The following is a 12,006-nucleotide window of genomic DNA, read 5'->3' as shown; positions in this document are numbered from 1 at the left end:
GATGGAAGGAGCAGCCGGTGTTTCATCCGGTTCCGGCTGGACCGGGGACGGGGCAGGGGCCGGAGCAGGGGCCGGTGTCGCGGGCCTGGTGGAGGCGTCGCCGCCGCCCTTGCACCCGAGGGCGAGGAGGGAGGCGACAGAAAGGGCGAGGAGGGGGAGCCGTTGCTTCATGTCTTATTAATGCAACGGCCGACGCGGACGTTTCATTCCCGAGGCGGAAGAAATCCCGGCATGGCCGTCAGGGTTCCCTGCGAAGGAGGATGACCCCCAGGTCCGTACCGAGTTTCTGGGTCCGGTCCGGGGTGTCGTCATTCATGAATTGTTCTTCAAGGTATGGCTTTTTCGCGTCATCGTTCACATAGAACCCGCCGGGGCCCAGGATGGCGGCAACCACGTGTCCCTCCCCCCGCAGGAGCGACACGGCGACGGGCCGGAGGGTCACCTCCTGGAGGACCTTCGCTTCGTGGCGGGTCTCGTCGACCTGGTAGACGGGAATGCGCACCGAGGTCGAGAAGGCCAGGTCCCGCCTGGGCTTCATGTTCAACACCGTGAGGAGGGCGGTGTCCGGGACCTTGACCGGATAGTGGAACCAGGAGGATCCACCCCCGGGGTCCCCGGGGTTCCGGGTGACATGATCGAGGTAGGTTGCCAGCGTCTGCGGGCCCTGGGGGTCGAACCCTGAAATCCGCCTGTTCGAGGAAAGGATCAGGCCGAGCGGCATGTTCTGGTACACGGGTGGCTTTCCTTCCGCCATCCATTTCTTCCGGCAGGCAATTTTGAACGAGTCGTCCAATCCGAGCGTCTTGAGGATGTCTTGCAGGGAAAGCAGGTCGTTTCCGCCGCCGCCCTGGGTGCCGGCAACGTGCTTGGCAAGAAGCGGATGATGCCCGAATGCATCGATGAGCGCGCGCATCGGGTCCTGGACGCCCGCCGGGCGCCTGTCGCCCAGGCGGATGTGGTTGATCGTGAGCCGCAGCTGCCGGCGGACCCCCGCCAGGGCCGCGTCGTCGCCGGGGTGGTCGGCCAGCGCGGGGTCCAGTTCGCGGATGGCAGCCAGCAGCTTGATCGAAGTATTGAGGAAGCAGGAGCCCCCGGTGTTGACCAGCCCCGGCCAATGCTCCACCTGGGCGAAGCTGAAGGGCACCACGTCCACCAGCGGATCGAAGGGCTTGGGATTCACCTGGAAATCCGCCCTGGAAGCCACGCGGCCGCCTTTGGCGTAGAGGATGACGCGCCCCGTCCGCGCGTGGTCCGGAACCGTCACGGTGATCTGCCCGTCCCGGGTCGCCACGACGGCCGCCGCCACGCCTCCGATCTCGACCCGGAGGGAGCCCACGAAGTGGGTTCCCCGGATCAGGACCGGGTCCCCGGGCCTTCCCGATTCGGGCGAGACGTCCGAAATGGTCGGAGCGGCCGGGGTGCCGTCCGGTCCCGGCTGAACCGGGGCCGGAATCGCGGACCTGGAGGAGGGATCGCCGCTCCCCTTGCACCCGAAGGCGAGGAGGGAGGCCACAGAAAGGGCGAGGAGGGGGAGGACTTGTTTCATGTCTAATTTATGTCGTGACCCATGCAAAAGGTTCAGGAGTCCCTGCGAAAGACCATGATGGTCATGCCTGTCACGAGGTTCCTGGTTTTTGCCAGGTCTCCGTCGATCGCGAACTGCGGATCCATGTAGGGCTTTTTCGCGTCATCGTTGATCCAGAACCCGCCGGGGCCCAGGATCACCGAGTAAGCGTGCCCGCCCTTCGTGATCGAGGCGGCGATCGGGTGGAGGGTCGCCTCCTGAAGGATCCTGGCGCTGTGGTGGGTCTCGTCCACCTGGTAGACGGGAATGCGCACGAGGGGCGAGAAGGCCAGCCCAAGAGCGGTTTCGTCGTGCCGAACGTTGATGATCGAAAGGGCCGGGACCTTGACCGGGTAATCGAAATAGGTGAATTTCGAATCGCTTGCCGAGGCGTTCCGGGTGACGTAATGAACGTAGCTTTCCAGGGTTTTCGGGCCCTGGTATTGCTTCCCATCGTCCGTTTTCGACTCGGTCACCCGAAGGGTGAACGCATCGTCCGAGTAGGTGGGGGTGCCCCCGGTCTTGGTGAACTTCACCCTCACGCCAATCCTGAATGACGTGTCCACCCCCAGCGCCTGGAGGAGGGCACCCAGGAATTCCGAAGTGTCCGTGCCGCCGTTCCCCGCTGCGGCCGCGAAAGGAGCCAGGGTCGGGTGGTGCTGGAACGAATCGATCAGCCCGCGCATCGGGTCCTGGGCGTCCGCGGGGCGCTTGTCGCCCAGGCGGATGAAGTTGAGCGTGAACCGGAGTTGCCGGCGGACCTCCGCCAGGGCCGCATCGTCACCGGTGTGGTCGGCCAGCGCGGGGTCCACCTCGCGGATGGCGGCCAGCAGTTTGATGGCCGAATTGATGAAGCAGGATGTACCCGTGTTGCCCAGTCCCGGCCAATGCTCCACCTGGGCGAAACTGAAGGGCACCACGTCCACCCGCGGATCGAAGGGCTTGAGGTTGACCTGGAAATCCGCCCTGGACGCCACGCGTCCGCCCTTTGCGTAGACGATGACGCGGCCGGTCCTCGCCTGGTCCGGAACCGTCACCGTGACCTGACCTTCGCCGGTCCCGACGACGGCGGCCGCCACGCCCCCGATCTCGACCCGGAGGGGGCCCTCGAAGTGGGTTCCCCGGATCAGGACCGGGTCCCCGGGCCTACCCGACTCGGGGGACACGTCCGTGATGGACGGAGCGGCCGGCGTCACTTCCGGTCTCGGGTCAACCGGGGCCACGGGTCTGGAAGAGGAACCACCGCCACCCTTGCACCCGAGGGCCAGGATGGAAGCGACAGAAAGGGCGAGGAGGGGGAGAGGATGTGCCATGATTCATTAATGCTCTACCCCCGGCAGACGTTTCAACCAGGCCCTGGAAATTCCCGGGGTTGGATTTCCCATGGCAGATCCCTTGAACGCCTCCAGTCCTGGGTTTGTGGATTCCTCCCCGGTCGGGCTAGAATCGGAACGGCCCTATAGCTCAGCGGTCAGAGCTGGCGGCTCATAACCGCTTGGTCCAGGGTTCGAATCCCTGTGGGGCCACCAGACATAAATGCAAGTGCCTACCGGGCTTGGGTATCGACATCCAGCCCCAGCGACACCAGGGGAATCGCCTTCCCGGAAAGGGCCAGCCAATGGTCGTTTAGATTCAGCCGCAGGCGGTCAAGCCTGGGGTCCTTCAGCGGTGTGAAGGTCCGGCTGCCCGGGTCATACCGGTAGTACCGCAGCCACGCCCGGCGTTCCCGCTCCTCGGGTGTGAACTCATGGGCGAGGCTGGCGAAGCGGTTGCCGGACCGCATGGCCTCGGCATCCCGCTGGAGGCTGTGGCCGGGCTCGGGCATCGAATTCATGACCGCCGCCACAAGGATCTCCCTGGCGTTCTGGGGGTACCAATGGAGCTTCAGGGGGAACGAGAACTGGGAAACCAGGACTTCACCAAACGGCTTTCCGGGTTGGCGGCTGGACTGGTCCAGTCGGGCGATGAAATCGTCGTCGAGCCTTGGCCAGGGAACATTCACGGCGTGAAGGGCCCCGGTGGCGGTATTGAACTGGAAAACCTGGCCTGTCTGGGAGCTTGTCAACAATAGCTTATCCCCCAGGGCTGCTGTTCGATCGATCAGCGGATAGCTGTTCACAGTTGCAAGGCTTCGCGAGAACCCCGGCGGATAGGGGATGCGCCTTTCGGCCTTCGCCGGGTTCCGGGGGTGGAAGATCTCCAGGAGGGGAATCCGGTCATTGGCGCCCGATCCCAGCATCTCCAGGTACTGGGCCGATGGCGGCCAATCCCCGGAGGGCCGTTCGTTGGGGCAGATCAGGGCGATCTTCCCGTCCGCCAGGATCTCGAACTGGGAAAAGGCACGGTCGGACTTGAAATAACGAATCCACAGGCCCGTCTCCGGATCCCGTCGCAGGAGGGTCCTGCCCGACTTCCGGAAGAAGGCGCCCTGCCTGAACTTCAACCCCGACAGGTAGGGACTGAAGCCGGCGGAGGGCAAGGGGACGGTCCTCACACCCTTCGTCAGGTCCACCTCCCCGGCACGGCCCAGGTCCAGGAAGCCGTAACGCCGGCCCCGGCAAAGGAAAAGGCGGGACCCCTGGATCTCCGCCACGAGGCCGGGCTCCCCGGGGTATTCCCAATCGGGGAAGGTCGAATCGATGAATGTGTATGGCTTCCATTGATAGCCCACATCCAGGACCGGGCCTTCGGGCGGGTCGGTTTGCGTTGGAACGGGCGGAGCCTCCGCCCGCCCTCCTCCAAGGGATTGTGCGACCAGGGATGGCAGTGAGAGAGAAATCACAAATAAAGTTGGTTTTATAGACATCCAAGCACCGTGAGTCAGTTGGAGAAATATCCAGAATGGTCATGAACGTGAAGGGTGTGGTTGCAGCAAAAATAGGTGGCATGCCCATCTGCAACCAATCCACCTCTAAAGGTGCATGTAATTAAATACCTATTACTAATTCCGGGTAGAGGCGCATGGACCACGCTTCTTGATCTGAGGATGCAAGTATGATTTGTTAGGCATCCAAATCCACACGTGCAACTGCAGGACGTTGGACAGGCCGGTAGAGCGCCATGAACACATGGTCCAACAAAGAAAAGTGCGGATAATAGCAGGATATTATTTCTCAAATGCATGGAATACTCCTATTTTACATTCGATGAAGGAAAAGGGTGATAATGCAGTTTGTTTTGCCGGCTCATCCAAGATGGGTTCTGATTCTGCATTGTTCCTTTGTGCACAATCAAATTTTGGGCTTAGAGGTGACTCGATGATTCCACGATGGGTTCCGATCACAGACCTGATGCGCCTCGGCAGGAAGGTCCTGGATGAGGTGCGCCAGGACCGTTCCCCCGTGATCATCACGGAGCATGGAAGGGCGGCGGCGATTCTCTTGGATGTGGCAAGCTACGAGGCGATCACCCGGCGATACGAGATTCTGAAGGGCCTTGATGAAGGCGAGCGGGATATTGCGGAAGGTCGGACCCAGGATTGGGAGGACGCCAAAGCAGGGCTGCGCAAATGGCGGCGCTGAAGCTGCGCCTTACCCTCACGGCATCGCGGGAGCTGGATGAGGTCCTGGGTTTCATCGCCCAGAACAATCCAGAAGCCGCCGATGGGCTTTCAAGGTCCGCTGCGTTGCCCCAGCCGTTCGCGGTAAGATCCTCCCCGCGAGGTTACCCATGGCCACCCAGAAGCGCACGGTCGACCACATCCTGGACCAACTGAGCGAGGCCGGCGCGGTCTCGGTGAAGAAGATGTTCGGGGAGTACGGCGTCTTCCTGGACGGCAAGATGTTCGCCCTGATCTGCGACGACCGGTTGTTCTTCAAGCCCACGCCGGCGGGGCGCGGGCTGTTGGGCGAGGTGGTGGAGGCGGCGCCCTACCCGGGGGCGAAGCCCTGCTTCCTCATTGCGGAGGAGGACTGGGACGACCGGGAGCGGCTGTCGGCCCTGGCCCGGGCCACGGCGGACGGCCTGGAGGCGCCCCGCCGGAAACCGAGTCGGCGTACGACCTGACCTCGTTCGCTAGGGACGGGGCTCCGCGACACGGATGGTGCGGTACCCGTCCCCATCCGGGACGATCCGCACCAGGCCGGGCAGATGCGCTCCGGCCAGGAACACGTTCCCGGCGGCGGCCCTGCGGAAGAAATCCAGGCGGGTCCGCACGGCCCGGTCCCCCTCCAGGTCGAAGCTGATGCCGGTGGCGGGGCGCGCGAACTGCACGGCCCCGAAGTGGATGAGGTCTCCGATGCACCACAGTTCCTGGCCGTTGGACCGGAACGCGTAGACGGTGTGCCCGGCGGTGTGGCCGGGCGCGGCCAGGGCCGTGACCCCTTCGGCCACGGTGTCGCCGTCCCGGGTCAGCACCACATCGGACCCGTAGGCCGCGAAGATGGCCCGCACCTTGGGGATGCGATCCCACAGGCGCTCGGGGAGCCGTTCCCGGGTCGTCCACAGGTCGTGCTCGACCCGGGACACGCAGAGCTTCGCCCGGGGGAAGGCCCGGGCGCCGCCGGGCAGGAGCAGGCCGCCCACGTGGTCGAAATGGAAATGGGTGATGAGCACCAGGTCCACCTGGGCCGGGGTCACCCCGGCGGCGGCAAGGCCTTCGGCCAGGTGGCCGGAGTCCTCCTCCGGATCCTTGCCCATGCCGGTGTCCACCAGGATGACCTTGCCGGCCTGGCGCACCAGGAAGGCGTTGACGGGGGTGGTGGCGGCGGTGCGGTCGCCCAGCATCCGCACCGCCTCCGCCGGGGCGATGCCCTTGAGGAGGGAGGCCTCCAGGGAGAGGGTGCCGTCCACCAGGGGGCGGACGTTCGGCCCCGGGGTCTGGGCGGTCAGGGTCATGGCGGTCACCAGGATCAGGAAGGGTCGCATGACGGGATTCTACCCGGGACCTGGAAGGATGGGACCTTGCTGGTGTTAGACTTCGCCATGGCCGATTCCTCCCCTTCCCGGGCGCCGTCCCCCATCCTGGAAACCCTGGTGGTGGGTGCGGGCGTGGCCGGCCTGAGCTGCGCCGGGGCCCTGCGGCGGGCGGGCCGGGGCGTGGTCGTCCTGGAGCGGGCCCACGACGTGGGCGGCCGGTGCGCCACCCGGCGCTTCGATGGGCAGGCGGTGGATTTCGGCCCCCTGTTTGCCCACGGCCACCACCCGGACTTCCTGCGGGTGCTGCGGGAGGTGGACGCCAATCCCCTGCGGGATTGGCCCCGGCGGGTGGAGGGCGGGGGGCCCCCCTGTCAGCCGGGAGCCCTGGAGCCCACCGTGCGCAGGGTGGCGTTCGCCCAGGGCATGAAGGCCCTGCCGCGCCACCTGGCCCAGGGGCTGGAGATCCGCCTGGAGACGCGGGTCACGGCCATCCGCGCCTTCGACGGCGGCTTCGAGGTGACCTGCGGCGAGGGCGAGCCCCTGCGCTGCCGCGACCTGGTGCTCGCCCTGGCCCTGGAGCAGACCCGGCGCCTGCTGCGCACCCTGGAACCCTTTCCCCAGGCGGCGGGCCTCCAGGCCGTCCTGGGCCTCTTCGGCAGCATCCCCTGCCTGACGGTCCTGGCGGGCTATGCGCTGGACGTGCCGGCGCCCGACTGGGACGTGCTCTACCCGGAGGCCTCGGACGTGCTGCAACTGGTGGCCCAGGATTCCTCCAAGCGGGTGGCGCCCCGGTTTCGCACCTTCGTGGCCCAGGCCCGGCCGAAATGGTCCCGGCAGCGGCTGGACGTCCCCCCGGCCCAGTGGAGCCGGGAACTGCTGGACGAGGCCGCCGGCCACCTCGGCGACTGGGCTTCCACCCCCCTCTGGACCTACCCGCACCGCTGGCGCTACGCCCGCCTGAGCCCCACCAGCGAGCTGGCGGGACCCCTTCGCATCGATTTTCCCGGAGGCGCCCGTCTGGGGCTCGCCGGGGACGTCTTCTCGCCGGGAGGGGGCCTGCAGGCCGCCTGGCTTTCCGGGACCCGCCTGGCGGGTCGCCTCACGCAGGAGCCTTCATGAGCATGGATTCCAAGCTTCTCGATCTGGTCGAGCGCGACCGCGAGCACGAGTGCAAGGGCTTCGGCCCCGACCAGGTGTGCGTGCGCATCGTGGCGGTGGCCAAGCTCCCCAGCCGCTTCGGCGACTTCCGCATCGCGGCGTTCTGGAACAACCGTGACCAGAAGGACCACATCGCCATCATCCACGGGGACGTGGTGGGCGCCCAGGACGTGGCCACCCGCATGCACTCCGAGTGCCTCACGGGCGACGTGGTGGGCTCCCTGCGATGCGACTGCCGGGACCAGTTGGAGACGGCCCTGATGCGCATCGGCCAGCTGGAGCGGGGGGTGGTGCTCTACATGCGCCAGGAGGGCCGCGGCATCGGCCTGGCCAACAAGATCCGCGCCTACGCCCTCCAGGACCAGGGGCTGGACACCGTGGAGGCCAACCTCGCCCTTGGGTTCCGGGACGACGAACGGGACTACGCCGTGGCGGCCCACATGCTGCACAGCCTGGGCATCGGCTCGATCCACCTCATGACCAACAACCCCTCCAAGGTCGAGCAGCTGACCCGCTACGGGGTGAACGTCAGCCGGCGCCTGCCGCACCTGCTGCCCCCCAACGTCCACAACCGCTTCTACCTGGAGACCAAGGCGCGGCGCTCGGGCCACTACATCGATTTTACGGGCACGCCCCACCTGCAGGAGCAGAGCGATCCCGTGATCGTGGAAGGCATGCCCGAGGATTGACGCGGGCGCAGGGTCACCGCGCGGTCAAAGTCCCAGGGCCGCGATGCACTTCTGGATCTCCTGGATGTGGAAGGGCTTCTGGACGCTCACCACGGTGGGCCTGCCCTCCAGCAGCTTGGCGAGGTCGTGGTCGTTGTAGCCGCTGGCCATGATCACCGCCTGGCCGGGGCGCAGGAGCAGGATCCCGTGCAGCGTCTCGGCGCCGTTGATGCCGGGCATGTTCATGTCCAGGATCACCAGGTCCACCTCCAGGCCCCCCTGGAAGAGGTTCAGGGCCTTGAGGCCGCTGTCCACGCTCTTGGCGCGGTGGCCCAGGAGCTGGAGCATGGGGACCACGGACCCGCGGATGAGCTCGTCGTCGTCCACCAGAAGGATGTCCAGGGGCCGGGTGGGATGGGCGTGGCCGGAGGTCCCGGCCTCCGGCGCCGCGGCGCTGGCCCCGGCCGCGGGGGCGGGGAAGGTCAAGAGCACCTCGGTGCCCTGGCCGGGCTCGCTGTGGATCTCCGTGGATCCGCCCAGGGCCTTCAGGGTCCCGAAGACCATGGCCAGGCCCAGGCCGGTGCCCTGGCCCTGGGGCTTGGTGGTGAAGAAGGGCTCCATGGCGCGCCGGCGCACGTCCTCGGACATGCCTTCGCCCGTGTCCTTCACGGCCACCTGGATGGCGCCGTCGGCCAGGATGCGGGTGCGGATGCGCAGGGTGCCGCCCTGGGGCATGGCGTCCTTGGCGTTCACGCAGACGTTCATGAGCGCGTGGCTGAGGGTGCCGGTGTCGGCGTGCACGAAGGGCAGGGGCTCCTGCAGGTCGGTTTCCAGGCGGACCCGCTTCAGGGTGGTGCGGGCCAGGAGCTGCACCAGGTCGCGCACCACCCCGTTCAGGTCCACCGGGCCCAGGGTCGCGGGGCCCTTGCGCGCGAAGAAGAGGAGGCTCTTCACCACGTCCCGCCCACGAAGGCAGGCCCGGGTGATGGTGTCCATGGACTGCGCCAGCGGGTCGCCGGCGTCCAGGGCCTCCCGGTGGGCCGACGCCAGGCTGAGGATGGCGGCCAGCACGTTGTTGATGTCGTGGGCGATGCCCCCGGCGAGGCTGCCCAGGCTTTCCATCTTCTGGGACTGGTGCAGCTGGGCCTGGAGTTCGCGTTGGGCCGCCTCGGCCGCGAGGCGGTCGGTGAGGTCGGACAGGGCGCACTGGGTGTGCAGGAACCGCCCTGAGGCGTCGAAGGCGGCCGCGCCCTCGAGGGTCACCACGAGGGTGGCGCCGTCGCCGCGCACCAGGGTGAAATCCGTGGGGGGGATCCGGCCGGAGCCGGTCCCGTGGAGCCTGCGCGCCGCCTCAGCCGATTCGGGCGTCATCAGGTCCCAGAAGGGGCGTCCCGCCAGGTCCTCCCGGCCGCAGCCCAGCATGGCCAGCAGGGTCCCGTTCACGTCCCGGATCCGCCCCGCCTCGTCCAGGGTCAGGTAGCCCACGGGGGACTGCTCGAAGAGCCTGCGGTACTGCTCCCCGCTTTCCTGGGCCTGCCGCTCCCGGGCGCGCCGGTCGGTGATGTCGTGGATGATGGAGAAGGCCACCGGCTCCCCTTCGATCTCCAGGAGCCGCGAGCTGACCTCCACGGGGAAGGTGGTGCCGTCCTTGCGCATGTGGGTGGCCTCGAAGCGCACCCGGCCGGTGAGGGACAACTCGGCGAACTGCCTCCGGGCCAGGGGCGCGTCCCCGGGGGAGCGCAGGTCCGGCACGGAAAGCCCCCGGAACTCCCCGAGGGTGTAGCCGTAGTACTCCAGGGCGCGGTCGTTGGCGTCCAGGATCCGGCCCTGGGCGTCGAAGGTGAGGATGGCGTCGTTGGCCAGGCGCAGGAGGCTCTGGAACCGCCCTTCCAGGATCCGCGCCTTGCGTTCCCGGGCCAGCTGCTCGGTGACGCGCGCGGTCTCCAACTGGCGCAGCGACAGGCTCACGCCCAGGGCCAGGAGCGTCACCAGGCCCAGGAGGGTGGCGCCGCTCACCCAGCCCTGGGTGCGCAGCGGCCCGAAGATCTCCTCCTCGTCCACCTTGGCGACCATGGACCAGGGGGTGCCGGGGATGTTCCGGGTGGCGGCCAGCACCGGGACGCCCCGGTAGTCCCGGCCCCGCATCAGGCCCTCGACGCCCTGGACGGCGTGGGAGGCCGGCAGGGAGGGGTTCGCGGCGATGGACATCCGCAGGGCCAGGGCCGTGCCGGCGCGGTGCCGGAGCTCGTTCAGGAAGACCGCGTCGCCGCCCTCCCGGCGCACCAGGAGGGTCTCGGCGCTGGCGCTGGACCCGGGCCAGGACTGCAGCAGGGGGAAGAGGAAGGGCGCCGGGTCCACCCGCAGCAGGAGGATGCCGGGGCCCGCGGGCACCCACAGGTCCAGGTGGATGCCGGCAGCGTCCCGCACCAGGTCGTCCAGGACCACGGTGTGGGCCGCGAGGGCCGACCGCACCCGGTCCCCGGGGTCCGGTCCATGCTCGGGCAGGCGCCGGCGGCCCTGGGCGTCGAACAGGGCCACGTCGCGGTAGACGCCCCCGCGGCGCAGGCCGTCCAGCCACTCCCGCATCTCCCCCTCGGGACCGGTTCCCGCCAGGAACCGGGCCAGGTGGCCCTGCAGGAGCGCGGATCCCGCGATCTGGCGGGCGTCGGCCAGTCGCTCCCGGTGCCATGCGGCGATCTGGCCCGCCTTGAGGTCGGCGATGGACGCCAGCCCGTCCTGGGTGGCCGCGCGGGCCGTGGCGAGCTGCCCGCGCAGGTAGAAGGAGCCGCCCACCAGCAGGGCCATGGCCATGAGCGCGAAGGCCGCCATGGGGCCCCGCCCGAGGCCCCGCCCCGGCGCCCCCGGGGCCCGGAAGAGGGCCCGGGGCCAGGTGTCCCGTCCCGGCAGCCCCGCCAGGGCCAGGGCGGTCATGAGCCCCGCCAGGGCCGAAGGCAGGGCCATGGGCGTGTTGCCGGACTGGTAGAGAAGGGGGGCGCCCGCCGCGTAGCTGAGGAGCACCACGGCGCAGATGATGGCCGCGGCGAGGGCCGGCAGGGCCGCCAGTTGCCGCTTCCACCGGGGCGCCAGGGGGGAGCCGCCGGACATGGCGTAGGCCAGGCCGCCCAGGAGCAGGGTCACGGCGGTGACCTTGGAGACCACGCGGAGTTCCAGGGCGGCCCACAGCGGCCCTCCCAAGACGAACCCCGCCAGCATGCCCAGGGTCAGGGTGACCACCAGGGCGCCGCACAGGGTGCCCAGGCTGCGCAGGGGCCGGGTGCGGCCCAGGCGCCGCAGGAGGATGGCCGCGTCCAGAAGGATGAAGAGCGCTCCCGCCAGGGGCGACAGGGGCACGAAGCCCCGGCCCAGGCCGCCGAGCACCGGGTCATGGAACAGGCTGCCCGTCAGGGCCGCCCCGGCGATGACGGCGGAAAGCGCCGCGAGGGCCTCGGCGAGCCAGGAAGGCCGGGAACGGCCGGGTGCGGGGGGCGTGGGCGTTCCCTCGGGTATTGCCATGCGGGGCCTTGGGGGTTCGGTTTCGGGGGGAGGCGGGGCGGAGACGGCACGATTTCCAGCCCAGGAAAGGATCGATGGAATTCGCGCCTTCGACTTGCAGAACGTGGATCTGCACGGCAAGGCGTCCCGCCCTTTCGACGGAACATTTGGACTCTTCAAGCTTGGAGCCAAATGGCCGGGCGTCAAGAATATTCCCGAATTTTCGCATGAAGCCCCCCGGGCCCCGCCCGGGTACTTATCCTTCTT

At 68.1% G+C, this 12,006-nt stretch carries 9 protein-coding genes and 1 tRNA gene; 5 read left to right on the top strand and 5 right to left on the bottom strand.

Annotated elements, in window-relative coordinates:
* Positions 1–238: 238 nt before the first annotated feature.
* Both ACZ5LB_RS05345 and ACZ5LB_RS05340 read right to left on the bottom strand, forming a co-directional pair.
* Entirely contained in the window at positions 239–1,546 is a 1,308-nt protein-coding gene (locus ACZ5LB_RS05345; protein WP_464605114.1) for an IPT/TIG domain-containing protein, read from the bottom strand.
* A 32-nt stretch (positions 1,547–1,578) separates the two neighbouring features.
* Positions 1,579–2,760, bottom strand: a complete 1,182-nt coding sequence (locus tag ACZ5LB_RS05340) for an IPT/TIG domain-containing protein (RefSeq protein WP_464605112.1) — start codon at positions 2,758–2,760, stop codon at positions 1,579–1,581.
* A 257-nt stretch (positions 2,761–3,017) separates the two neighbouring features.
* Here ACZ5LB_RS05340 and ACZ5LB_RS05335 point away from each other — a divergent pair.
* Positions 3,018–3,093 (top strand) — tRNA-Ile (locus ACZ5LB_RS05335).
* 17 nt (positions 3,094–3,110) lie between these two features.
* Here the strand turns inward: ACZ5LB_RS05335 and ACZ5LB_RS05330 are convergent.
* Positions 3,111–4,157, bottom strand: a complete 1,047-nt coding sequence (locus ACZ5LB_RS05330) for a hypothetical protein (protein ID WP_464605111.1) — start codon at positions 4,155–4,157, stop codon at positions 3,111–3,113.
* A 475-nt stretch (positions 4,158–4,632) separates the two neighbouring features.
* Here ACZ5LB_RS05330 and ACZ5LB_RS05325 point away from each other — a divergent pair, with 475 nt between their 5' ends.
* Together ACZ5LB_RS05325 and ACZ5LB_RS05320 are read left to right on the top strand one after the other, a co-directional pair.
* A complete protein-coding gene (locus tag ACZ5LB_RS05325; protein ID WP_464605109.1) occupies positions 4,633–5,085 on the top strand; it encodes a type II toxin-antitoxin system Phd/YefM family antitoxin in 453 nt (150 codons plus the stop codon).
* A gap of 148 nt (positions 5,086–5,233) precedes the next feature.
* Positions 5,234–5,569, top strand: a complete 336-nt coding sequence (locus tag ACZ5LB_RS05320) for a TfoX/Sxy family protein (RefSeq protein ID WP_464605107.1) — start codon at positions 5,234–5,236, stop codon at positions 5,567–5,569.
* 9 nt (positions 5,570–5,578) lie between these two features.
* On the opposite strand, the gene ACZ5LB_RS05315 is transcribed toward ACZ5LB_RS05320, so the two are convergent.
* Entirely contained in the window at positions 5,579–6,430 is an 852-nt protein-coding gene (locus ACZ5LB_RS05315; RefSeq protein WP_464605105.1) for an MBL fold metallo-hydrolase, read from the bottom strand.
* 42 nt (positions 6,431–6,472) lie between these two features.
* On the opposite strand from ACZ5LB_RS05315, the gene ACZ5LB_RS05310 reads away from it, so the two are divergent.
* Together ACZ5LB_RS05310 and ribA are read left to right on the top strand one after the other, a co-directional pair.
* The gene (locus tag ACZ5LB_RS05310) at positions 6,473–7,540 is read left to right on the top strand and encodes an NAD(P)/FAD-dependent oxidoreductase (protein WP_464606287.1); all 1,068 of its coding nucleotides are present in this window, start codon (positions 6,473–6,475) and stop codon (positions 7,538–7,540) included.
* Positions 7,537–8,268 carry a GTP cyclohydrolase II gene (gene ribA / locus ACZ5LB_RS05305; RefSeq protein ID WP_464605103.1) on the top strand — a complete coding sequence of 244 codons (732 nt, stop codon included), beginning with the start codon at positions 7,537–7,539 and terminating at the stop codon, positions 8,266–8,268. The genes ACZ5LB_RS05310 and ribA overlap by 4 nt, the downstream gene beginning before the upstream one ends.
* 24 nt (positions 8,269–8,292) lie before the next feature.
* Here ribA and ACZ5LB_RS05300 read toward each other — a convergent pair whose 3' ends face one another.
* Positions 8,293–11,760 (bottom strand): hybrid sensor histidine kinase/response regulator, encoded by a 3,468-nt coding sequence (locus ACZ5LB_RS05300; RefSeq protein ID WP_464605101.1) that lies wholly within the window; start codon positions 11,758–11,760, stop codon positions 8,293–8,295.
* Positions 11,761–12,006 lie beyond the last annotated feature (246 nt).

The sequence above is a fragment of the Mesoterricola sp. MK458 genome (genome assembly GCF_055384935.1).
Note: the sequence above shows the minus strand (reverse complement) of the source record. Positions and strands in the feature narration are given on the sequence as shown.